The organism is Natronohydrobacter thiooxidans, from assembly GCF_001884735.1.
Taxonomy (GTDB): Bacteria; Pseudomonadota; Alphaproteobacteria; order Rhodobacterales; family Rhodobacteraceae; genus Roseinatronobacter; species Roseinatronobacter thiooxidans_A.
Genome location: NZ_MJAP01000003.1, coordinates 31,827 through 52,833, shown reverse-complemented (window position 1 = coordinate 52,833; position 21,007 = coordinate 31,827). Strand labels below are relative to the sequence as shown.

Annotated in this window: 22 protein-coding genes; 15 read left to right on the top strand and 7 right to left on the bottom strand. The window is 64.6% G+C overall.

What is annotated here, in order from left to right; translation table 11 throughout:
• Positions 1 to 112: 112 nt before the first annotated feature.
• Together BG457_RS02855 and BG457_RS02850 are read left to right on the top strand one after the other, a co-directional pair.
• Positions 113 to 1,354, top strand: coding sequence for a peptidylprolyl isomerase (locus BG457_RS02855; protein ID WP_071795508.1), 1,242 nt, complete (start codon positions 113 to 115; stop codon positions 1,352 to 1,354).
• Positions 1,355 to 1,382: 28 nt separating this feature from the next.
• Complete coding sequence (locus BG457_RS02850) at positions 1,383 to 2,531, top strand: MFS transporter (protein WP_139257521.1); 1,149 nt, start codon at positions 1,383 to 1,385, stop codon at positions 2,529 to 2,531.
• Here BG457_RS02850 and BG457_RS02845 read toward each other — a convergent pair whose 3' ends face one another.
• A complete protein-coding gene (locus tag BG457_RS02845; RefSeq protein ID WP_071795507.1) occupies positions 2,532 to 3,539 on the bottom strand; it encodes a GlxA family transcriptional regulator in 1,008 nt (335 codons plus the stop codon).
• Between the two features lie 156 nt (positions 3,540 to 3,695).
• Here BG457_RS02845 and BG457_RS02840 point away from each other — a divergent pair, with 156 nt between their 5' ends.
• The 4 genes from BG457_RS02840 to BG457_RS02825 all read left to right on the top strand — a co-directional run bounded on the left by BG457_RS02840 (position 3,696) and on the right by BG457_RS02825 (position 6,808).
• Positions 3,696 to 5,066, top strand: coding sequence for a class II 3-deoxy-7-phosphoheptulonate synthase (locus BG457_RS02840; protein ID WP_071795506.1), 1,371 nt, complete (start codon positions 3,696 to 3,698; stop codon positions 5,064 to 5,066).
• A gap of 85 nt (positions 5,067 to 5,151) precedes the next feature.
• A complete protein-coding gene (locus BG457_RS02835; RefSeq protein WP_071795505.1) occupies positions 5,152 to 5,652 on the top strand; it encodes a GNAT family N-acetyltransferase in 501 nt (166 codons plus the stop codon).
• 45 nt (positions 5,653 to 5,697) lie between these two features.
• The gene (locus BG457_RS02830; protein ID WP_071795504.1) at positions 5,698 to 6,381 is read left to right on the top strand and encodes a molecular chaperone DjiA; all 684 of its coding nucleotides are present in this window, start codon (positions 5,698 to 5,700) and stop codon (positions 6,379 to 6,381) included.
• A 58-nt stretch (positions 6,382 to 6,439) separates the two neighbouring features.
• Positions 6,440 to 6,808: a hypothetical protein gene (locus tag BG457_RS02825; RefSeq protein ID WP_071795503.1), complete on the top strand. Its 369-nt coding sequence runs from the start codon at positions 6,440 to 6,442 to the stop codon at positions 6,806 to 6,808.
• On the opposite strand, the gene BG457_RS02820 is transcribed toward BG457_RS02825, so the two are convergent.
• Positions 6,782 to 8,386, bottom strand: a complete 1,605-nt coding sequence (locus tag BG457_RS02820; protein ID WP_084657440.1) for a Ppx/GppA family phosphatase — start codon at positions 8,384 to 8,386, stop codon at positions 6,782 to 6,784. The genes BG457_RS02825 and BG457_RS02820 overlap by 27 nt on opposite strands.
• 251 nt (positions 8,387 to 8,637) lie before the next feature.
• On the opposite strand from BG457_RS02820, the gene serS reads away from it, so the two are divergent.
• From serS to BG457_RS02805, 4 genes are all read left to right on the top strand, one after another.
• On the top strand, positions 8,638 to 9,930 hold the full coding sequence (gene serS / locus BG457_RS02815; RefSeq protein WP_071795502.1) for a serine--tRNA ligase: 1,293 nt from the start codon (positions 8,638 to 8,640) through the stop codon (positions 9,928 to 9,930).
• 134 nt (positions 9,931 to 10,064) lie between these two features.
• Positions 10,065 to 10,220 (top strand): hypothetical protein, encoded by a 156-nt coding sequence (locus BG457_RS20125; RefSeq protein ID WP_175546715.1) that lies wholly within the window; start codon positions 10,065 to 10,067, stop codon positions 10,218 to 10,220.
• A gap of 157 nt (positions 10,221 to 10,377) precedes the next feature.
• Positions 10,378 to 10,710: a TfoX/Sxy family DNA transformation protein gene (locus BG457_RS02810; RefSeq protein WP_071795501.1), complete on the top strand. Its 333-nt coding sequence runs from the start codon at positions 10,378 to 10,380 to the stop codon at positions 10,708 to 10,710.
• Positions 10,711 to 10,716: 6 nt separating this feature from the next.
• A complete protein-coding gene (locus BG457_RS02805; RefSeq protein WP_071795500.1) occupies positions 10,717 to 11,229 on the top strand; it encodes a transglycosylase SLT domain-containing protein in 513 nt (170 codons plus the stop codon).
• 205 nt (positions 11,230 to 11,434) lie between these two features.
• Here the strand turns inward: BG457_RS02805 and BG457_RS02800 are convergent, their stop codons facing one another.
• Positions 11,435 to 13,219 carry an extracellular solute-binding protein gene (locus BG457_RS02800; protein WP_245770914.1) on the bottom strand — a complete coding sequence of 595 codons (1,785 nt, stop codon included), beginning with the start codon at positions 13,217 to 13,219 and terminating at the stop codon, positions 11,435 to 11,437.
• 331 nt (positions 13,220 to 13,550) lie between these two features.
• Here BG457_RS02800 and BG457_RS02795 point away from each other — a divergent pair, with 331 nt between their 5' ends.
• Both BG457_RS02795 and BG457_RS02790 read left to right on the top strand, forming a co-directional pair.
• Positions 13,551 to 14,324 (top strand): 3-hydroxybutyrate dehydrogenase, encoded by a 774-nt coding sequence (locus BG457_RS02795; RefSeq protein ID WP_071795498.1) that lies wholly within the window; start codon positions 13,551 to 13,553, stop codon positions 14,322 to 14,324.
• A gap of 87 nt (positions 14,325 to 14,411) precedes the next feature.
• On the top strand, positions 14,412 to 15,446 hold the full coding sequence (locus tag BG457_RS02790) for a patatin-like phospholipase family protein (RefSeq protein WP_071796012.1): 1,035 nt from the start codon (positions 14,412 to 14,414) through the stop codon (positions 15,444 to 15,446).
• Here BG457_RS02790 and BG457_RS02785 read toward each other — a convergent pair.
• The 3 genes from BG457_RS02785 to BG457_RS02775 are packed head-to-tail and all read right to left on the bottom strand — an operon-like array spanning position 15,403 to position 17,952.
• Positions 15,403 to 16,098 (bottom strand): DUF502 domain-containing protein, encoded by a 696-nt coding sequence (locus BG457_RS02785; protein ID WP_071795497.1) that lies wholly within the window; start codon positions 16,096 to 16,098, stop codon positions 15,403 to 15,405. The two genes, BG457_RS02790 and BG457_RS02785, sit on opposite strands and share 44 nt — an antisense overlap.
• A gap of 50 nt (positions 16,099 to 16,148) precedes the next feature.
• Positions 16,149 to 17,066 (bottom strand): pseudouridine-5'-phosphate glycosidase, encoded by a 918-nt coding sequence (locus BG457_RS02780; RefSeq protein ID WP_071795496.1) that lies wholly within the window; start codon positions 17,064 to 17,066, stop codon positions 16,149 to 16,151.
• 10 nt (positions 17,067 to 17,076) lie between these two features.
• Complete coding sequence (locus BG457_RS02775) at positions 17,077 to 17,952, bottom strand: PfkB family carbohydrate kinase (protein ID WP_071795495.1); 876 nt, start codon at positions 17,950 to 17,952, stop codon at positions 17,077 to 17,079.
• Between the two features lie 64 nt (positions 17,953 to 18,016).
• Here BG457_RS02775 and BG457_RS02770 point away from each other — a divergent pair, with 64 nt between their 5' ends.
• A complete protein-coding gene (locus BG457_RS02770; protein WP_071795494.1) occupies positions 18,017 to 18,517 on the top strand; it encodes a hypothetical protein in 501 nt (166 codons plus the stop codon).
• Here BG457_RS02770 and BG457_RS02765 read toward each other — a convergent pair.
• Positions 18,514 to 18,747, bottom strand: a complete 234-nt coding sequence (locus tag BG457_RS02765; protein WP_071795493.1) for a DUF1127 domain-containing protein — start codon at positions 18,745 to 18,747, stop codon at positions 18,514 to 18,516. The genes BG457_RS02770 and BG457_RS02765 overlap by 4 nt on opposite strands.
• A 264-nt stretch (positions 18,748 to 19,011) precedes the next feature.
• Between BG457_RS02765 and recA the strand changes: the two genes are divergently transcribed.
• Both recA and BG457_RS02755 read left to right on the top strand, forming a co-directional pair.
• The gene (gene recA / locus BG457_RS02760) at positions 19,012 to 20,079 is read left to right on the top strand and encodes a recombinase RecA (RefSeq protein WP_071795492.1); all 1,068 of its coding nucleotides are present in this window, start codon (positions 19,012 to 19,014) and stop codon (positions 20,077 to 20,079) included.
• A gap of 252 nt (positions 20,080 to 20,331) precedes the next feature.
• Positions 20,332 to 20,907: an MOSC domain-containing protein gene (locus BG457_RS02755; RefSeq protein WP_342715349.1), complete on the top strand. Its 576-nt coding sequence runs from the start codon at positions 20,332 to 20,334 to the stop codon at positions 20,905 to 20,907.
• Positions 20,908 to 21,007 lie beyond the last annotated feature (100 nt).

The window sequence follows — 21,007 nt, the reverse complement described above, 5'->3', positions numbered from 1 at the left end:
GCCCGGCGACGGGGCAAAATCCGGCGAGGCGTGATGACATTGGCGGGTAAAGCGTGTAAGCCCGGATGAACCGCCCGGCATTTGGGGCAAGACAAGGAAACGGACTGATCTGATGCGCTTTTTCCAGACCTCTGCTTTTTCGCGATTTGCGCTTGCCACGGGGATCGTGCTGGGTCTTGTCTGTGCCAGCCTGCCGATGGCGCAGGCGCAAAGCCCGTTCTCGCCCGCGCGCAAGGTCAATGACCGGGTGATCAGCCAGTACGATGTTCAGCAGCGCATGCGGTTTCTGGAAGTGCTGAATTCCGGCGGCGCGGATCTGCGCGCGGATGCGTTGCAGCGGCTGACCGACGAGGCGGTGCAGCGCGATTATGCGCAGCGGCGGAATGTGCGGGTCAATCGCGACGAGATCAATGACGGGATCACGGAATTCGCCTCGCGTGCGGAGATGACGGCTGCGGAATTCATCGCGGCGCTGGGCGAGGCCGGGGTGGATCGCGAAACCATTGTCAGCTTCGTCGAGGCGGGGTTGCTGTGGCGCAAGCTGGTGGGGGCGGAACTGCCGATTCTGGTCGCGGTCAGCGGGTCGGACGCCGCGCGGGCGCGGGATACGGCGGCGATCGTGGGCACGCAGCGCGCGCTGCTGTCGGAAATCTTCCTGCCTATGGACCCGGAATTCGCCGAGGCGGTTCAGCAGATCATGGGAATGATCGAATCTGCCCGCAGCATCGAGGAATTTGCGCAGATCGCGCGTGAGTTCTCGCTGGCGGGGTCGCGCGATCAGGGCGGGCGGCTGCCCGACTGGGTGCCGGTCGAAAACCTGCCGGGGCAGCTTGGGGCTTTGGTGCGCGAGGGGCGCGCGGGGCAGATCATCGGGCCGCTGGAACTGAGCGGGGCGATTGCCTATTTCCAGATCCGCGCGCTTGACAGCCAGCGTGACATTCCGGCGGATCGGGTGAAGCTGACCTATCAGCGGCTGCTGCTGCCCGGCGGGCGCAGCGAAGCGAATCTGGCCCGCGTGGCGCAGATGCGCGCGCAGGTGACGAATTGCGCGAGCCTTGGCCCCTTTGCGCGCGGCCTGCCGGAGGCGGCGCTGGTCGAGCATGAGGCGCTGATGCAGTCGATCCCGCAATCCGATGCGGTGGAACTGGCGCGGCTGGACCGGGGCGAGATCTCTGCCAATACGACCGAGGGCGGCAATCTGGTGGTGCTGATGCTCTGCGCGCGGGAGCTGGAATTCGAGGATCGCCCCTCGGATTCGAGGCTGCGCGACATGATTTTCGAGGAGCGTCTGAGCGCGATGGCCGATGTGAAATTGCAGGAACTCGTCGCGGATGCGGAGATCATCGATTACTGAGCGCGCCGCGCGGTGAAGAAGAGAACCGATGGTCGCGCTATCCCCTTCTGACATGATGCAAAGCGGCGCGGCGCTGGCCACGCGCCTGTCTTTCCTAGCGGCAGGCTTCTGCATGGCGGCCTGGGCGCCGCTGATCCCCTATGCCAAGGCGCAGCTTGGGGCGAGTGATGCCGAGTTGGGTCTGTTGCTCTTGTGTCTGGGGATCGGCTCGCTGATCGCCATGCCCGTCACCGGCTATATCAGTGCGCAGAAAGGTGCGCGCGGCATGGTGCTGCTGGGCGGGGCCGGGTTGGTGCTGCTGTTGCCGGTGCTGATGCTGGCCGGGAGCGGGCTTGCGCTGGGCGGGGCCTTGTTCCTGTTCGGGGCGGCGCTGGGCACGATTGATGTGGCGATGAATGTGCATGGCGCCGAGGTCGAGCGCCGTTCCGCGCGCCCGATGATGTCAGGCTTTCATGCGATGTGGAGCGTGGGCGGGATTGCCGGGGCCGGGGCGATGACGCTGCTTCTGTCGCTGGGCCTGTCGCCCCTGATGGCGGCTTTGACCGGGGCGGGGATGGCCGGGGCGGCGCTGCTGCTGGCCGCGCCGCGGCTGTTGCGCGCGCGGGCCGGGGATACGCCTGCGGCTTTCGCCCTGCCGCGCGGGGTCGTGCTGCTGATCGCGGGGCTGACGGCGATTGTGTTTCTGGTCGAGGGCGCGATTCTGGACTGGGGCGCGCTGCTGAACATGGAGCGCGCGCTTTTGCCGAAAGAGCAGGCGGGGATCGGGTTTCTGCTGTTTTCGGTGGCGATGACCGCCGGGCGGCTGGTCGGCGACCGGCTGGTGGCGCGGATCGGCGGGTTCCGCACCTTGCTTGGCGGCGGGCTGATCGTGATCGCGGGGCTGGTGCTGATCGTGGCGGCGCCGGGGCTGACCCTGCCGATGGCGGGCTATCTCTTGGTGGGGGCGGGGGCGGCCAATCTGGTGCCGGTGCTGTTCAGTGCCGCCGGGCGGCAGACGGTCATGCCGCCGGCGCTGGCGATTGCGGCGGTCACGACCACCGGTTACGCGGGGATCCTGCTGGGGCCTGCGCTGATCGGATTTGCGGCGCAGGCCACATCGCTGGTGCTGGCATTTGCCGGGCTGGCGGTGCTGATGCTGGCGCTACCGCTTTGTGCTGGGCGGATCGCGCGGATCTGATCAGACGTCATCTTCGGGGGTCGCATGCGCCCCGCGCTCGCGGTAGGGTGTCGTGTCGTAATAGGCGCGGTAGCATTTCGAGAAATGCGAGGGCGAGGTGAAGCCGGTGGCCAGCGCCACGCTGATCACGCTCATATCGGTCTGCATGAGCAGGTTGCGCGCGCGCTCCAACCGCAGTTCCATATAGTAGCGTTTCGGGCTGCGGTTCAGGTAGCGGCGGAACAGCCGTTCAAGCTGGCGGGTGGACATGTCCACTTCCTGCGCCAGATCCGAGGGGCTGATCGGATCCTCGATATGGTTCTCCATGAATTCGATGACGCGGGCGAGTTTCGGATGGCGCACGCCGATGCGGGCCGGGATCGACAGGCGCTGTGTGTCGCGATTGGTGCGGATCGAGGAATAGATCAGCTGATCGGCCACGGCATGGGCGAGATCGGCGCCTTCGCTATTGGTGATCAGCGTCAGCATCATGTCCAGCGGCGCCGTGCCGCCCGCCGAGGTCAGCCGCTTGCCATGGATGACGAAAACCGATTTCGTCAGGTCAATCTCGGGGAAATCCTCGATCAGGGCATCGTGGTTTTCCCAATGGATCGTGGCGCGGTGCCTGTCCAGAAGCCCGGCCTTGGCCAGCGTCCAGGCCCCGGTGCAGACCCCTGCGATCACATTGCCGTGGCGCGCGCGCTTGCGCAGCCAGGCGAGAATCGGGGCGGTGGTCGCGCGCTGGACATCGACGCCGCCGCAGATCACGATCATTGCCTCACTGGGGATATCGTCGAGCCCGCCGGAGACGGTGACTTCGGTGCCGTTGGAGCAGGTGACGCTGCGCCCGTTTTCGCTGACCAGTTTCCATGCGTAGAGCGGTCGTCCCGCCACGCGATTGGCCAGCCGCAGGGGTTCGATCGCCGAGGCAAAGGCCATCAGCGTGAAACGGTCGAGCAGCAGGAACACGATCTGATGCTTGGCATCCGATGCGCTGCGCGATCTTGGGGTGGGGCTGGCTTGGCTCATGAGGCGCACGATCCGGGCTTGATTTCGGCGCACACAATCAATTTTTGCAGCCCTCCGCAAGGGCAATCCTGTTTGCATGCCGGGCGGGGCTTTTGTATAGAAGCAGCGGCGGAAATGAGATCGCTAACAATTGACCTGACGGACCCGGAGGCTCCCATGACAACGCATGGCTGGACGAAATCGACCTGGCGCTCGCGCCCGCGCATCCAGATGCCGGATTATCCCGATCAGGACGCGCTGAATGCTGTCGAGGCGCAGCTTGCGAAATACCCGCCGCTGGTCTTTGCCGGGGAAGTGCGCGCGCTCAAGCGCAAGCTGGGGGCTGCGGCCAAGGGCGAGGCGTTTCTGTTGCAGGGCGGGGATTGCGCCGAGAGTTTCTCGGAATTCACCGCCGACAGTATCCGCGACACGTTCAAGGTGCTGTTGCAGATGGCGATCGTACTGACCTATGGCGCGAAAGTGCCGGTGGTGAAAGTGGGCCGGATGGCCGGTCAGTTCGCCAAGCCGCGTTCCGCGCCGATGGAGAAGCTGGGCGATCAGGAGTTGCCGAGCTACCGGGGCGATATCATCAACGGGTTCGATTTCACCCCCGAGGCGCGGATCCCCGATCCGGCGCGGATGCTGCAGGCCTATACGCAGGCGGCGGCCAGTCTGAACCTGCTGCGCGCCTTCTCGAAAGGTGGCTATGCCGATATGCACCGGGTGCATTCCTGGACGCTGGGCTTTGCCGAGGGCGAGAAGGCCGAGCGCTATCGCGAGATGACGGATCGAATCACCGATACAATGGATTTCCTGACGGCGGCGGGGATCACCTCGCAGACCAGTCAGGATCTGGCGACGGTGGATTTCTACACCAGCCATGAGGCGCTGCTTCTGGAATATGAGGAAGCGCTGGCGCGGATCGATTCGACCTCTGGTCTGCCGGTGGCGGGGTCGGGGCATTTCATCTGGATCGGGGATCGCACGCGCCAGCCGGACGGGGCGCATGTCGAGTTCTGCCGGGGCGTGCAGAACCCCATCGGGCTGAAATGCGGGCCCTCGATCAGTGCGGATGATCTGAAGCGGCTGATGGCGACACTGAACCCCGAGAATGAGCCGGGCCGGTTGACGCTGATCGCGCGGTTTGGCGCGGGGAGCGTGGGCGATCATCTGCCGCGTCTGATCCGGGCGGTGGAGGAAGAGGGCGCGAATGTGCTCTGGACTTGCGATCCGATGCACGGCAACACGATCAAATCCTCGACCGGCTACAAGACGCGGCCTTTCGACTCGGTCCTGCGCGAAGTGCGCGAGTTCTTCGCGGTGCATAATGCCGAAGGGACGATCCCCGGCGGCGTGCATTTCGAGATGACCGGCAAGGATGTGACGGAATGCACCGGGGGGTTGCGCGCGGTGACGGATGAGGATCTGTCGCAGCGCTATCACACCGCCTGCGATCCGCGCCTGAATGCCAGCCAGTCGCTGGAACTGGCCTTCCTTGTGGCCGAGGAACTGGTGGGGCGTCGGGCGAAACTCGCTGCTGCTGTCTGATCCGGTTCTGGCTTGTCGATTATCCTTTGGGGCTTGAGGGGTTCCCCTCAGGCCCCCTTTGCGGCACTAATTACGGCGTTCACAGATGCTCACCCTGCGCGACGCGACCCCCGATGATGCGCCCGCTATCGCGGCGATCTGGAACCCGATCATCCGCGATACGGTGATCACCTTCTATCCGCTGGAGCGCAGCGCCGAGGAAATCGCAGCGATGATCACGGCACGGCAAAGCGCGGGAAGGGCGTTTCTGGTGGCGCAAGAGGGCGGCAGCTGCCTGGGCTTTGCGAGCTATGACCAGTTCCGCCCCGGCCCCGGCAATGCGCGCAGCATGGAGCATACGATCAATCTGGCCCCGGAGGCGCGTGGCAAGGGGGCAGGGCGGGCGCTTCTGCTGGCATTGGAGGATCACGCCCGCGCCGCGGGGCATCATCTGATGATCGCGGCGATTTCGGGCTGCAATACCGGCTCGATCAGTTTTCACGAGGCGCTGGACTATATCCATGTCGGCACCATGCCCCAGCTTGGCTGGAAATTCGGCAGATATCATGATCTTGTGCTGATGCAGAAATTCCTGTCGGTGGGATGATTTGTCCTACTGCAATCCCCTGCGCGCCCTGATAGGCTGGCCTGCATGTCGATCTGGACCCGCATAGCTGATGCGCTGAAGGCGCTTGCACAGGGAGAGCCGCTGAGTGCGGTTTTTGACCGGTTGCGCAGGCCGCCGGAGCGTACCGTGGCCTTTACCATTGCGGTGATCGCGCTGGGGGCGAAGCTTGCCAAAGCTGACGGGCAGGTGACGCGCGGCGAGGTCGCGGCCTTTCGCCGGGTCTTTACCATCCGGCCCGAGGATGAGGCCAATGCCGCGCGTGTCTTCAATCTGGCGCGGCAGGATGTGGCGGGGTTTGATCTTTATGCGCGCAAGATCGCGGCGATGTTTCCGCCCCGCGATCCGGTGCTGGTTGATCTGATGGAGGGGCTGTTCGAGGTCGCGATGGCGGATGATGGGTTTCATCCGCAGGAAGAGGCGTTTCTGGAAGAGGTGGCGCGGATTTTCGGCCTGACCGAGCGCTGTTTCAGCTGCCTGCGCGCGCGTTATGTGGGCGATGTGGCACCTGACCCCTATGATGTGCTGGAAGTGCCGCCCGATGCGCCGCTGGCCATTGTGCAGCAGGCGTATCGCGCGGCGGTGCGCGAGACCCATCCTGACCGGCTGGCCGCGCGTGGTGTTCCGCCCGAGGCCGTGGTGATTGCCGAGCATCGGTTGCGTGATCTGAACCGGGCCTGGGAAGAAATCCGCGCACGTCACGCGGCCTGAGCGCCCGGCTTGCGCGCAGCCTCTGGAATGGCGGTCGGGGACTGCCTATATCTCGCCCATGCGCCGGTTTCTGTTGCCTTTGCTGCTTGCTGCGTCGCTTGCCCTGCCGGTTCAGGCGCAGGACGGGCCGGAGCCGCGTATGGAAGAAGAGGCCCCTTCGGCGCCGTTATTTGAGTTCTTCGAGCGGATGCTGCGGGGGTTCATGACCGAGATCGAGCCGCAGATGCGGGATCTTGAGCGCGGATTCGAGGCGCTGGAGCCGGAATTGCAGGCCCTGCTGGAGCGGCTGCGCGGGATGGCGCAATATCATCCGCCCGAGGTGCTGCCCAATGGCGATATCCTGATCCGGCGGCGCGAGGCGGAGGAAGTGCCGCCCGAGGATGAGGAAGTGGATGGGGGATCAGAAATCCTTCCCTTCGAGCTCTGAGGCGGGGCCGCGGGAGTTGCGGCGCACCCGCACACTGGCCTCTGCGCCGATCTGATTGGCAAGGGCTGCGAATCGTTGCTCGGCCACTTCGGTAAACAGCGCCTGAGTTTCGCGTTCCAGCACCAGTTCGAGCACTTTCTTCTTCGGGTAGAAGCGCAATTCGCCGGCATTTTCCGGCCCGTCCATCGAGAACATGGCGCCGAAGCGCAGGGCCCGGCCCAGCATCTTGGCTTCCTTGACATCCCGTTCGTCCAGAAGCCGGGCCAGTTCCTTCATGCGCGGCCCGGTGCTGCCGGTCTTGTAGCGGTGCATCAGCGCGATGCCCAGATAGATCCGGCCCGGATGATCGAGCCCGCCGAGATTGGCGCGGGTGGTGATGTCGAAACAGGCATCGGCCCGGTAATCGGGATGGGCGCGCCAGTTCACATCATGCAGCAGGCAAGCCGCGCGGATCAGGCGCAGCCGTTCGGGCGGGCGGTTGCGATAGAGCGGCAGCAGGAAGTCATAGAGTTTCCTGCCGAAGCCGGGGATGCGGGCGCTGGAATATTCCATGAAATGGCAGGCTTCGATCAGCGGATCGCGCTTGCGTAGCGCATCGGGCATCTGCTCGTAGAGGATGCCCTCGCGAATTCCGTAGCTGGAGACATAGACCTGTCTGGGGCTGAACATATGCACCAGCTGGCGCAGAACCTGGGCGGCCAGCGGCACGAGGCTCATGCGTTCTTCGGAAATGCCGGTCAGGCTGCGCAGTTTCGCGATATCCTGCTCGCCGATCCAGTCGATGGTCTTGCGGATGGATTTCGGCGTCATGGCGTATTCATGCAGAACTTTCAGCGGGTAGTTGCGCCGCTCCATGTCGAGCCGGGCGATCGCGCGCCATGAGCCGCCGACCAGATAGAGCGCGTCGTGATGATTGCCGGTCTGGTCGCGCAAGCCGCCCAGCACCTGCGTCACATGGCTGCGCAGCCCTTTCTTGCCGCCGGGGATCTGTTGCAGGCGGAACGGACCCAGACCCGAGGTGACGGCGCGGTGCACGGTGCCGCCACCGATCACGGCGAGTTCCATGCTGTTGCCGCCGATATCGCACACGAGCCCTTCGGCCTCGGGCCAGCCGGTCAGCACGCCCTGCGCGGAAAGGCGCGCTTCCTCGGACCCGTCGATGATGCGCATTCTCAGGCCGGTTTCGCGCTCGATCTCGGCGCGGAATTCGGGGCCGTCCTCGGCCTCGCGCATGGCGGCGGTGGCGACCATGGTGAGATTGGTGAGTTTCATGCCGCGCGCGAGAAGCGCGAAGCGTTTGAGGGTTGCGAGGGCGCGGATACGGCCTTCGGGATGCAGCTTGCCGGTTTCGGCCAGTCCCCGGCCCAGACCGCAGAGCACTTTTTCGTTGAAGAAATAGGCCGGGCTGCGCGCCGCGCCGTCAAAGACGACCAGCCGGATCGAGTTCGAGCCCACGTCGATCACGCCCACATGCGCCAGCGCGCGGGCCTGCGGATCGGCAAAGAGGGGGGTGTCGAAAAAGCCCGCGCTGCGGGGATCTGATGTGCCCGACAGCTCTGTGAGCGAGTTGCCATCCATCGGGGTCTCTCCTGTCTGGCAGCGGTTGGCGGGAGATTAGCTTGCCGGTGCGGGCGAGGTCAATCTTTCGTGACGCGATGCCCCTGCGTCACCTTGGCCGGGGGCTACGGGAGTCCCGTTGACGTGGGGCGTTATGCAGAGGTTTTCCGGGGCCGAACGCGATTGCCCGGGGCCTGCGGGCGAGGGGCCTTCCGCCCCGGCGCGGGATGCGGCATAAGGGGCCTGCCTGTGACGGCTTGAGGAAAGAATACATGCACGATATCCGCGCCATTCGCGACAATCCCGATCTTTTTGATGCCGCCCTTGCGCGCCGTGGGCTTGACCCGCGCGCGGCCGAGATTCTGGCCATCGACCAGTCGCGTCGCTCTGCCATCGCGCAGGCCGAAGAGGCGAAGGCGGCGCAGAATGCGGCCTCGAAAGAGGTGGGGGCGGCGAAAGCGCGCGGGGATGAGGCCGAATTCGCGCGGCTGCGCGCGCTGGTGGGCGAGAAGAAGGCCGAGATCGCCGCGCTGGAGGAAGAAGCGCGCAAGGGCGATGCGGCCTTGACGGTGATCCTTGAGGGGTTGCCGAATACGCCCCTGGCCGATGTGCCGGAGGGGGCGGATGAGGCGGGTAATGTCGAGATGCGCCGCTGGGGCAATCCGCGCAATTTCTCGTTCCAGCCGGTCGAGCATTTCGAGATTGCGGGCGTGGCGCGGGACATGGATTTCGCCACCGCCGCGAAGTTGTCGGGGTCGCGATTCGTGGTGCTGCGCGGCGCAGTGGCGCGGGTGCATCGGGCGCTGGCGCAATTCATGCTGGATCTGCATGTCGAGGAACATGGGCTGCGCGAGGTGAACAGCCCGGTTCTGGTGCGTGATGAGGCGATGTATGGCACCGGGCAATTGCCGAAATTCGCCGAGGACAGCTATCAGACCACGAATGGCTGGTGGCTGATCCCGACATCGGAAGTGACGCTGACCAATTTCGCCGCCGGAGAGATTCTGGATGCAGGCCAACTGCCGCTGCGGTTCTGTTCGCATACGCTGTGTTTCCGCTCCGAGGCGGGCAGTGCGGGCAAGGACACCACCGGCATGCTGCGCCAGCATCAGTTCGAGAAGGTCGAGATGGTCTCGATCACCCATCCCGAGGAGAGCCTTGCCGAGCATGAGCGCATGACGCGCTGCGCCGAGACGGTGCTGGAGCGGCTGGGGTTGCCCTATCGGACGATCGTGCTCTGCACCGGCGATATGGGGTTCGGGGCGCAGAAGACCCATGATATCGAGGTCTGGGTGCCGGGGCAGGGGAAATATCGCGAGATCTCGTCCGTGTCGGTTTGCGGGGATTTTCAGGCGCGACGGATGAATGCGCGGTTCCGGCCCGAGGGTGGGGGTAAGCCCGAGTTCCTGCATACGCTGAACGGGTCCGGTGTGGCGGTGGGGCGCTGTCTGATCGCGGTGCTGGAGAACGGGCAGGAAGAGGATGGGTCGGTCACGCTACCGGCGGTGTTGCACCCTTATTTGCGCGGGCGCGGGCGGATCACGCCTGAGGGCGAGCTGGTCTGAGGGGGGAAAGGGCGCCTGTGGCGATCTGGCCGCAATTGGGGGAGAAGGGTTAACGAAACCTTCTCCGCGCCCGATTTCTGCCATGATTCGCAGGCCCACTGCTAGGGTTCGCAGCTTTTGAATGGAGAGATCCGATGCGCCCTACCGAGCCTACGACGCATCCGCGTCAAGCCCACCCCTATCGTCCCGGCAGCCAGCCCCGCCTGAGCGCGGATGCACGCCCCGGCCATCCGCGCAATCATGTGGCGCGTGACAAGCCCGTGCGTTTTACCGATTGGGGCCTGATCTGAGCCTGTTGCTTGCGCGGCAGGGGCCGCGCAATGGGCTGATTTTCGCCGATCAGACCCTCACCGCGCAGGACGTGCGGAATATTTTCTGGGCCAAGACGGCTTGAGCGAGTAGCAGGAAGGGTAACGCGCCTGTTACGGCGGCCACTTCCGCGAGCTCATGTCCAGCCCGATTTCCTCGATCCGCAATCTTGGCCCTGCGATGGAAGCTGCCTTTGTGGCAGTGGGCATCCCCAGCGCCGAAGCGCTGCGCGATCTGGGCACGGATGCCGCCTATGCCCGATTGCTGCGCGCCGGGCATCGTCCGCATTTCATCGCCTATTATGTGCTGGAAATGGGGTTGCAGGGGCGGCCCTGGAATGACTGCAAGGGCGAGGAGAAAGCCCGCCTGCGCGCGCGTTTCGACCGGCTGAAGGCCGAGAATATTCCCGACAAAGATCCGCTGGACGCCATTCTTGACGAGATTGGCGTTCTTCCTGCTGCGAGAGGGTGATCCCGCATGACACGATTCCTGCTTCCTGCCTGCCTTGCCCTTGGACTTGCCGCCTGTGGCGCGCCCGGCCCCGACGTGACCCGCGCGCCGAGCGCTGTCGCGCTCTATCCCGGCGAGACGCCGCAGATGCGGGCGCTGGTCCGGCAATATGCGGCGAAGCATGAGATTCCCGAGGCGCTGCTGCACCGGGTGATCCAGCGTGAAAGCGATTACCGGCCGGGGGCGCGCAACGGGCCCTATTGGGGGCTGATGCAGATCCTGCCGCAGACGGCGCGGCAGATGGGCTTTCAGGGCAGCCCCGAGCAGTTGCTGGATGCCGAGACCAACCTGAAATATGCGGGCCGCTATCTGAAAGGGGCCTGGCTGGTGTCGAATGGCGATATCGACCGGGCGGTGATGTGGTATGCGCGCGGCTATTACTATGAGGCGCGGGACCGGTGCCTGCTGGTGGCGACCGGGTTGCGCGCGAGCGAAGTGCGGCGGGATTGTCCGTCGCGGGCGGCGTCAGTGGCGGGGTAAGGGCGCGGCTGCGCCCGTCGCGATTCTTGCTGCGCCAATGGCGCAGACTGACGATACCCGCTGAGGATATTCGGACAAGACTGACCGCAGGGTCGGGCGGGGTGCGCTTATGTGCCGTCGCTCGCCCGCTCCAGCTCGTCAAAGTCGCCTGTCGCGCAAAAGAGGACACCAGTTTTCGCGCAACAGGCTGTGGCAGGGGGCAGGATTATTCCTGCCACCACCAGACATCGGGCTGGAAGCCGATCCAGTCGCCATAGATCGGCAATGTCTCGGGGAAGCGGAGTTCGCGTGCGTGCGCGATGCGGGCGCGGTCGTTGAACCAGAAGGGCACCACGAAGCGGCCCGCCATCAGCACGCGGTCAAGCGCCTGGGCTGCGGCGATGAAATCATCCTCTTCGGTCGAGTTCAGCAGCCGGTCGATCAGCGCGTCGATGGCGGGGCTTTCCACACCCATCCAGTTGCGCGACCCGGGTTGAGCGGCGGCCTCGGACCCCCAGTAGCTTTGCTGCTCGATGCCGGGGCTGAGCGACATGGCGCGGATCATATAGGTCATGTCGAAGTCAAAGGCATTGGTGCGTTCGGTATATTGCGCCGAATCGATCTGCGCGACATTCACCTCCATGCCCAGCCGTTTCAGGGCTTCGGTGTAAATCTCGGCAATCGACAGGATCTCGCTGGAGCCCTGACGCAGCAGAAGCGTGAAGCGGAAGGGCTCGCCCGCGCCATTGCGGAGCGTGCCGGCGCTGTCGGCTTCCCATCCGGCCTCGGCCAGCAGGCCGGTCGCGCGGCGCATATTGGCGCGATTGGCGACAGAACCGTCAGAGCTGGGCAGGGTGTAGCCTTCCAGCGTGCCGGGTAGCAGGTCATCTTCAAACGGGGCGAGGAATTCGGCCACGCGTCCAGTGGCAGGGCCGTCTTCCATCGCCAGGAAAGAATTGCCGAAATAGGAGGTGATGCGCGGGTCCACGCTGTCATTGATCACCTGCCAGACATATTCATAGTTGAAGGCGGTGATCATCGCCTCGCGCACGCGCCAGTCGACGAAGAGGGGATTGCGGGTGTTCATCACGAAACCGGCAATGCCCGAGGGGCGTTCGTGGGGGATTTCGGATTTCACGATCTCGCCGCTCTGCACGGCGGAGAAATTATAGCGCGTGTTCCAGCTATGGGCATTGGTTTCGCGCATCGTGGTCAGGAGACCCGAGGTGAAGGCTTCGAACATGGCATTGCCATCGCCGAAGAATTCCATGCGGATTTCATCCAGGTTAGCCTGTCCGCGCATGAAGGGCAGGTCGCGGCCCCAATAGTCGGGGTTGCGCTTGAGATAGACATAGCGGCCCGCCTCGAACCGGTCGATGACGTAAGGCGCAGAGGTGATCGGGATGACGGAGGTGCCGGATTCGGCGAAATCGAGCCCTTCCCATTGCGCTTTCTTCAGGATCGGGCGCAGGCCAAGGATGAGGGGCAATTCGCGGTCAGCTTCCGTGAAGGTGAAGCGAACGGAGCGCTCGCCGGTCGCTTCTGCTGTTTCCACGCGGGACCATGCACCGTGATAGCGGGGGGCGCCGATGGTGCCCAGCGTCTCGAAGGACCAGAGCACATCCTCGACCGTGACCGGAGTGCCGTCGGAGAATCGGGCCTCTTCGCGCAGGGTGAATTCGACCCATGAGCGTTCTTCATCCGTCTCGACCGATTCGGCCAGAAGTCCATAAAGCGTAAAGGGTTCGTTCCAGGACCGGCCCATCAGCGCCTCATGGGCTAGATATTGCAACTGCCAGGGAGCGCGGCCGCGCAGGATCAGGGGATTGAGCGAATCGAAGCTGCCGACCTCGCCCTGAATGATGCGCCCGCCCTTGGGGGCATCGGGATTGACATGCGGCAGATGCGCAAAATCTGGGGGGAGGGCGGGGTCACCATACATAGAAATGGCGTGGCGCGGTTCGGCATGGACCGTGAATGGCGCCGTGGCGCAAAGGGTGGCCAGGGCCATTGCGGTCGCAGAATGACGCAAAAGTGACAGCATTGCAGCTTCTCCGGGGTAATCTGGGGATGCGGTTTCTCCGGACGCTACAATGCGTTGCCAAGGTTTTCAAACTTTTAGCTTGGAAGGCCGGAGGGGAAGGGTTATATATGACTCACTGCTCGATAGGTTTCTTGCCTGTATGAAACCTGCCTCAATAACTGACGCCCGCCTTGTGCGGGCGTTTTTTTTGTGCCGCGCCCAGAGCATGTTACCCCGGATCAGCCCAATTCGCTCTGGCCTTCGCAGGTGCAGCGACTAATCTTGCCTGCAGATGCAGCAAGGTTTGAGGAGTGACAAGATGCAACTGGCGGGCAAACGCGCGATTGTGACCGGCTCGAATTCGGGAATTGGACTGGGCATTGCGAGGGAACTGGCGCGGGCCGGGGCGGAGCTGGTGGTCAATTCCTTTACCGATTCGGAGGAAGACCACGCGCTGGCGGCAGAGATCGCGCATGAGACCGGGGCGCGGGTGCGCTATATCGCGGCGGATATGTCGAAACCCGAGGACTGCCGGGCGCTGATCGAACAGGCCGGGGGCTGCGATATTCTGGTGAATAATGCGGGCATCCAGCATGTCGCGAAGATCGAGGAATTTCCGGGCGAGAAATGGGATGCGATTTTGGCGATCAATCTTTCATCCGCCTTTCACACCACCGCCGCCGCGCTGCCGGGGATGTATGCGGCGGGCTGGGGGCGGGTGGTCAATATCGCCTCGGCCCATGGGCTGACGGCGAGCCCCTATAAATCGGCCTATGTCGCGGCCAAGCACGGGATAGTCGGGCTGACCAAGGTGACGGCGCTGGAGGCGGCGGGCAAGGGCGTGACCTGCAATGCGATCTGTCCGGGCTATGTGCTGACGCCGATTGTGGAGAAGCAGATCCCCGATCAGATGAAGACGCATAATATGGACCGCGAGACGGTGATCCGGGAAGTGATGCTGTCGCGCCAGCCTTCGGGCGAGTTTGCCACCGTCGAGCAGATGGGGGGCACGGCGGTGTTTCTGTGCTCGGAGGCGGCGGCGCAGATCACGGGCACGACAATTTCGGTCGATGGCGGCTGGACCGCGCTTTGAGCGGGGCGCCGGGATATTGGCGGGATATTTGAGTATTTCTGGCAAGAAAATGGGGGCAGGGCGTGCCCTTTGGAAAATGGGGCGAAGATGGTGAAACGGATCAATCTGGCGCTTCAGGGCGGGGGCGCGCATGGGGCTTTTACCTGGGGGGTGCTGGACCGGCTGTTGCAGGAGACGGATATCGAGATTGCCGCGATTTCGGGCACTTCGGCGGGGGCGCTGAACGGGGCGGCGCTGAAGGCCGGGCTATCGCAGGGCGGCAGGCAGGGGGCGCGGGTGCTGCTGGACCGGATCTGGCATCAGGTGGGGTCGGTGCATGATCTGCGGCTGACCGGCTGGATCGCGCAGGCCCTGCCGCCGGTGGGGATGATCAATTCCTGGATGGAAAGCCTGATGCCGGTCTCGCCGATGAATGTGGCAGCACTTGTGACCAGCCCCTATAGCTATGGCCCGCTTTATCGCAATCCGCTGGAACCGGTCGTGCGCTCGCTGAATTTCGGCGCGGTCTGCGCGCAGGACGGGCCGGAGTTGCATATCGCCGCGACCAATGTGCGCAGCGGCAAGATCCGGGTGTTTTCGGGCGATGAGGTGACGGGGGAGGTGATCATGGCCTCGGCCTGTCTGCCGACGCTGTTTCAGGCGGTGGAATTCGTGGATCCGAGGACCGGCGAGATGGAAGCCTTCTGGGATGGCGGCTATACCGGCAATCCGGCGCTGTTTCCGCTCTACCGGCCGCATCTGCCTGCCGATGTGGTGATCGTGAATATCAACCCGCTGCGGCGCGAGGATGTGCCGCAGACGCCGCAGGATATTCAGAACCGGATCAATGAGATCAGTTTCAATTCCTCACTCCTGCGGGAATTGCGCGCGATCCAGTTCGTCAAGGAGCTGATCGCGGAAGGGCGGATGGAGCGCGGGGTGATGAAGGATGTGCTGGTGCATATGGTCGCGGATGATGCGATGATGACCTCGCTTTCGGTGACGAGCAAGGTGACGCCGACGCCCTATCTGCTGCACAGCCTGAAAGAGGCCGGGCGGGGGGCCTGCGAGGCTTTCCTTACGGCGCATAAGGCGGCGCTTAACGAGCGGGCGACTGTGGATCTGGAAGCGATGTTCGGCTGACGGGGCGGGGTTTGCGGGATTCCGGATAGACCAGCCCCGCCGAGATCACCAGTTTCGCGGCATCCTCGATGGTCATGTCAAGCTCGATCACATCGCGGCGCGGCACGAACAGCAGAAAGCCCGAGGTCGGGTTCGGGGTCGTGGGCAGGAAGACCGAGATCATCTCGCCATTCTCTTCAAGATGGTCGCCGATTTCGCCGCGGGTGGTGGAGGAGATGAAGGCCATCGCCCAGATGCCGGGGCGGGGATATTGCACGAGGCAGGCGCGGTTGAAGCTGGGCGTCTTGCGCGCGAGAATCGTGTCGGCGATCTGTTTCACGGCATTATAGATCGAGCGGACCACCGGCATGGCCTCGACGATGCGTTCGCCCCAATGGACCAGCGTGCGCCCGATCAGGCCCTTGGTGAAATAGCCCATGATCAGGGTGAAGGCGAAAAAGAGGATCACGCCGATACCGGGAATGTCCCAGCCGGTGAGTGCCACCGGGTGAAAGCGGCGCGGGATCATCGGCAGCACCAGCCCGTCGATCCAGGTGATGACATTCCACACCAGCCAGATGGTCAGCACGCCCGGCGCGATGACTGCGAGGCCCGCGAGAAAATTGCCGCGCAGCGAGGCGATCAGACCGCGTTTACCGGGTTCGGGGCTCATGTGATTCGGTGTCCTGTTGGTGCCGCGCGAAGATGGGGGTGGGGCGGGGGTTATGCAAGCGGGGTTTCGGCAAGGGCTGTGGCGATCCGGGCGGCAAGGCGGGCATTGTTGCGCACAAGTGCGAGATTGGCCTTGAGCGACGCGCCTTGGGTCAGGGTGAAGAGGCGTGCGAGCAGGAAGGGGGTGACGTCCTTTGCGGCGATGTTTTGCGCCTCGGCTTCGGTGATGGCCTGCGCGATCAGCGGGGCGAGGGTCGCGGCGGGGATCTCGTCGCTCGCCGGGATGGGGTTGGCGATCAACTGGCCGCCGGGCAGGCCAAGGCGGGCGCGCATGCGGTGGCTGGCGGCGATCTCTTCGGGCGTGTCAAGGCGCAGGGGCGCGCGCAGATCGCTGGTCCGCGACCAGAAGGCGGGCAGGCTGTCCTGACCATAGGCGATGACCGGCACGCCAAGGGTTTCGAGCACCTCAAAGGTTTTCGGCAGATCGAGAATGGCTTTGGCGCCTGCGGCCACCACACTCACGCGGGTGGCGGCGAGTTCCTGCAGATCGGCGGAAATGTCGAAGCTGGTTTCCGCGCCGCGATGCACGCCGCCGATGCCGCCGGTGGCAAAGACCTCGATCCCGGCCAGCGCCGCGCAGATCATGGTGGCGGCGACGGTGGTGGCCCCGGTGCGCCCGCTGGCCAGCGCCACCGCGAGATCGGCGCGGCTGAGTTTCATGGCGTTCTCGGTCTGCGCGAGGCTGCGCAACTGGTCCTCGGTCAGGCCGATATGGATATGGCCCGCCATGATGGCGATGGTGGCGGGCACGGCCCCGCCCGCGCGGATGTCGTTTTCCACGGTTTGCGCCATGTCCAGATTTTGCGGCCAGGGCATGCCATGGGTGATGATCGTCGATTCGAGCGCCACGATGGGACGTCCTGCGGCGCGGGCGGCCAGCACTTCGGGGGCATAGATCAGCGGGGGCATGGCGGTTCCTTCAGGCGTCAGTGGTGGTGATGTGATGGGCGGCGGCGTCGAGCGCATGGGCAAGCGCGCTATGGCGGTCCAGCCCGCGCAGTTCTGCGGCGAGATGGGCGGCGAGGAAGCTGTCACCTGCGCCGGTGACGCGCGCTGCGGCGACAGGGGGCGGGGGCAGGGTGAGGATCTGCGCCGCATCGGCATCCGTGGCCGGGTGCGGGCCATCGGTGATGATCGCGCGGGCGGCGCCTGCAGCGAGAAGCGCGCGGGCGGCGGTCATGCTGTCGGGCAGGGGGCGGTCGAGCAGGGTTGCGGCCTCTTGCCGGTTGAGCGCGAATGTGGCGCGGCTCTGCAGGAAGGGGCGCAGGCGGGGGGCCTTGGCGGGCGCGGCAGAGGTCAGGCGCAGGGGGGCGGCCAGTGCGATGCCGCTTCGGGCGAGATCTGCGAGAGTTTCCGGCGCGAAGCCGCTGTCGAGCACGACCGGGCCGCGCCATGCGCGCAGGGCGGGGGCCCGGAGCGCGGCGAGGATGTGCGCGCCTTCCTGCTCCAGCGCGGTGGATTCGGCGATGGCGGCGACCAGCCCCGCGGGGCCCTCGATGGCGAGGTAGCGGTCGGTCGGAAGGGTCGCGGGGCGGTGCAGGAAGCGCGTGTCGATGCCGTGGCGGTCCAGCCAGGCGACCAGCGCAGCACCTTCCGGGTCTTGCCCGATGGCCGACAGAAGTGCCGGGCGCAGGCCCTGCCCGGCAAGCGCATGCGCGATGTTGAGCGCCACGCCACCGGGGCGGGTGCGGATCACGCCGGGCAGGTCATCGCCCATCGCGACCGGCAGCGCGCTGCGCCCGATCACGTCCCAATGCGCTGCCCCGAGGCAGAGGATATCCGGCATCCTGCTCATGGCCCTGTCGTGGCCGAAAGCGCGCGGCTTGGCAAGGGCACCCGGCCCCTGCTAGGCAGTCGCCATGGATGATCTTTCAGAGCGGCTGTTTGCGCATTTCGTGGGGGGGCGCTGGCGGGTGCCTTTTGGCACCGGGCGCATGGCTGTCACGCGCGCGGATGGTCTGCGCGCCGGGTCGGTCGTGCTGGCAGAGGCGCAGGATTTCGCGCGGGCGCAGAGCGCATTGCGCGGCGCGGATGACGCGGCGCGCGCCCGGCTGGCTGCGCGGCTGGCGCCCTATGGCATGCGTGACGCGATCCTGAGCGCGCAACCGGCCCCGGCGCCCCTGATCCTGTGCGGGGGGGCAGCGGACGGCCATGCGCTGGGCACAGCACTGGGGGGCGGGCTGGGCCATGGGCTGATCTGGTGCCCGCCGCCCGATGCGGCGCTGCCTGCGACCGAGATCGCCCGGCAGGTGCAGGAGGCCGATCTGCCACCGGGATGTTTCGCGCTGCTGCACGCGTTTACCCCGCAGACCGCCCCCCTGATCCGCGCCACAGGTCTGGCGCGGGCAAGGTCGGATTAGAGATACATGCGCGCGCCAAAGACCTTTTGCACCACATCGGCGCGGGTCATGCCCATTTCGGCGAGCTCTTCGTCCGAGAGCGCGTTGTAATACTGGATCGCGCGGTATCTGGGCGTGAATTCGGCGATGAGAACCAGCAGGTTCAGCACGCCATTGCCGAAGGACCGCAGGTTCTGGCCCAGTTGTGACAGCACATTCGTGCCGGTGATATTCGTGTTCAGACTTGCCATCTGGAAACCCTTTCTTGCAAGGTGTTTCCCCCCTTGGCACCAATCTAGGTCATGGGTTCTGACATGACCACTGCAAAAGCCGAAACCCCGCCTTGCGCCGGATGCATCTGTCGCGCTCACTGAAATTTAACCATTTTCGCGCAAGAGTGAGTCGTCGGGCGCATAGAAAGTTCTCGCTTTGTGCCTGTTTCTGCGATATGGAACAATCATCGAACAAAGCTGCGATTGCCGCGCAAGGCGCGCTATGGAATAAGGGGCAGAGAAATGGCAACGGCGGACCTGCTGACAATGACCGACAAACGCACGGCGGAAAAACAGAAGGCGCTCGATTCGGCGCTGGCACAGATCGAGCGGCAATTCGGCAAGGGCTCGATCATGAAGCTTGGGGGCGATAATGTCCTCAAGGATATCGAGGCGACCTCGACCGGATCGCTGGGGCTGGATATCGCGCTGGGGATCGGCGGGTTGCCGAAAGGGCGGATCATCGAGATTTATGGCCCTGAATCCTCGGGCAAGACCACGCTGACGCTGCATGTCGTGGCCGAAGAACAGAAGAAAGGCGGGGTCTGCGCCTTTGTCGATGCCGAACATGCGCTGGACCCGCAATATGCCCGCAAGCTGGGGGTCGATCTGGATGAGCTGCTGATCTCGCAGCCCGATACCGGCGAACAGGCGCTGGAGATTGTGGATACGCTGGTGCGCTCGGGCGCGGTGTCGCTGGTCGTGGTCGATTCGGTGGCGGCGCTGACGCCCAAATCCGAGCTTGAGGGCGATATGGGCGACAGTTCGGTAGGGGTGCATGCGCGGCTGATGAGCCAGGCGATGCGCAAGCTCACCAGTTCCATTGCGCGCTCGAATTGCATGGTGATCTTCATCAACCAGATTCGCATGAAGATCGGGGTCATGTTCGGCTCGCCCGAGACCACCACGGGCGGCAATGCGCTGAAATTCTACGCCTCCGTGCGGCTGGATATCCGCCGGATCGGGGCGATCAAGGATCGCGAGGAGATTGTGGGCAACCAGACCCGCGTGAAGGTGGTCAAGAACAAGGTGGCGCCGCCCTTCAAGCAGGTCGAGTTCGACATCATGTATGGCGAAGGGATCTCGAAACGCGGGGAATTGCTGGATCTGGGGGTGAAGGCCGGGGTCGTGGAAAAATCCGGCGCCTGGTATTCCTATGGCGATGAGCGCATCGGTCAGGGGCGCGAGAATGCGAAGAATTTCCTGAAGGACAATCCGCAGATGGCCTTGCAGATCGAGGACAAGATCCGCGCCGCCCATGGGCTGGATTTCCATATGAGCGAGAATGACGACGCGCTGACTGAGGATTAGAGCATGTTGCGCAAAAGTGGTCTCCGGTTTTGCGCATCAAAACATGCGACCACAATAAGTTATAGCGGGGTGCATGAATGCCAATGAATGCAACCCGCTATAGACTGCATTCCGACCGGGGTCTGGATCGGGGAAATCGCATCCGGGGGCGTTCCTGCGATCCGTCGGCCCCGGTGATGCTGACGGGCGAGGGGCGCGGTATGCGCAAAACTGCGTACTGTACCTCGGGTAATGCTGACGGGCGAAGGGATAATGACATCATTGCAGGTCTCGCGCGCTGAACTGGATGCCGGCTTGCCGCATGTGCTGGCCGCGCCGAAGGATGGAGGCCGCGTGGAGATGCTGTGCCTGCGCCCGGATTATGGCCAGCGCCGGTTTGTGCCCGAGATCAAGGTGACCCGCGCGCAGGGGATCCCCGGCGAGCGCTGGGCGACACGGCCTTGGCTGCGGCTGCCCGATGGCAGGCCGCATCCGGGAATACAGGTCTCTATCCTGTCGCGCCGGGTGCTCGATCTGGTCTGGCGCGATCGCGCGACTATCGTGCATCCGGGCGATACATTCATCACCGATATGGACCTTTCAGAGGCGAATTTTCCCGCCGGTCAACGGCTTGCAGTCGGCTCGGCGGTGCTGGAAGTCTCGGAGATTTTCAACGATGCCTGTGTGAAATGGGCGGCGCGCTATGGCAAGCCCGCGCGCGAGTGGATCAACCTGCCCGGGCACCGGTCGCTGCGGTTGCGCGGGATCCTGTGCCGGGTGGCGCGTGACGGGGTGATCCGCGAGGGGGATGCGGTGATCAAGCTGCCATTTGGGGAGTCGCCCGCATGAGAGGGATGGCGCGTCCGTGCGCGAATGAAGCAGCGCTACGGTTCACCTTCTCTGGCGATTGGGTGGTCTTGGGGGCTGGCGTCTCGGGGCGGCGCGATCC

Coding starts and splice junctions, on each gene's coding strand:
- BG457_RS02855 (WP_071795508.1), top strand. CDS start 113: ATGCGCTTTTTCCAGACCTCTGCTTTTTCGCGATTTGCGCTTGCCACG.
- BG457_RS02850 (WP_139257521.1), top strand. CDS start 1,383: ATGGTCGCGCTATCCCCTTCTGACATGATGCAAAGCGGCGCGGCGCTG.
- BG457_RS02845 (WP_071795507.1), bottom strand. CDS start 3,539: ATGAGCCAAGCCAGCCCCACCCCAAGATCGCGCAGCGCATCGGATGCC.
- BG457_RS02840 (WP_071795506.1), top strand. CDS start 3,696: ATGACAACGCATGGCTGGACGAAATCGACCTGGCGCTCGCGCCCGCGC.
- BG457_RS02835 (WP_071795505.1), top strand. CDS start 5,152: ATGCTCACCCTGCGCGACGCGACCCCCGATGATGCGCCCGCTATCGCG.
- BG457_RS02830 (WP_071795504.1), top strand. CDS start 5,698: ATGTCGATCTGGACCCGCATAGCTGATGCGCTGAAGGCGCTTGCACAG.
- BG457_RS02825 (WP_071795503.1), top strand. CDS start 6,440: ATGCGCCGGTTTCTGTTGCCTTTGCTGCTTGCTGCGTCGCTTGCCCTG.
- BG457_RS02820 (WP_084657440.1), bottom strand. CDS start 8,386: ATGGATGGCAACTCGCTCACAGAGCTGTCGGGCACATCAGATCCCCGC.
- serS (WP_071795502.1), top strand. CDS start 8,638: ATGCACGATATCCGCGCCATTCGCGACAATCCCGATCTTTTTGATGCC.
- BG457_RS20125 (WP_175546715.1), top strand. CDS start 10,065: ATGCGCCCTACCGAGCCTACGACGCATCCGCGTCAAGCCCACCCCTAT.
- BG457_RS02810 (WP_071795501.1), top strand. CDS start 10,378: ATGTCCAGCCCGATTTCCTCGATCCGCAATCTTGGCCCTGCGATGGAA.
- BG457_RS02805 (WP_071795500.1), top strand. CDS start 10,717: ATGACACGATTCCTGCTTCCTGCCTGCCTTGCCCTTGGACTTGCCGCC.
- BG457_RS02800 (WP_245770914.1), bottom strand. CDS start 13,219: ATGGCCCTGGCCACCCTTTGCGCCACGGCGCCATTCACGGTCCATGCC.
- BG457_RS02795 (WP_071795498.1), top strand. CDS start 13,551: ATGCAACTGGCGGGCAAACGCGCGATTGTGACCGGCTCGAATTCGGGA.
- BG457_RS02790 (WP_071796012.1), top strand. CDS start 14,412: ATGGTGAAACGGATCAATCTGGCGCTTCAGGGCGGGGGCGCGCATGGG.
- BG457_RS02785 (WP_071795497.1), bottom strand. CDS start 16,098: ATGAGCCCCGAACCCGGTAAACGCGGTCTGATCGCCTCGCTGCGCGGC.
- BG457_RS02780 (WP_071795496.1), bottom strand. CDS start 17,066: ATGCCCCCGCTGATCTATGCCCCCGAAGTGCTGGCCGCCCGCGCCGCA.
- BG457_RS02775 (WP_071795495.1), bottom strand. CDS start 17,952: ATGAGCAGGATGCCGGATATCCTCTGCCTCGGGGCAGCGCATTGGGAC.
- BG457_RS02770 (WP_071795494.1), top strand. CDS start 18,017: ATGGATGATCTTTCAGAGCGGCTGTTTGCGCATTTCGTGGGGGGGCGC.
- BG457_RS02765 (WP_071795493.1), bottom strand. CDS start 18,747: ATGGCAAGTCTGAACACGAATATCACCGGCACGAATGTGCTGTCACAA.
- recA (WP_071795492.1), top strand. CDS start 19,012: ATGGCAACGGCGGACCTGCTGACAATGACCGACAAACGCACGGCGGAA.
- BG457_RS02755 (WP_342715349.1), top strand. CDS start 20,332: ATGACATCATTGCAGGTCTCGCGCGCTGAACTGGATGCCGGCTTGCCG.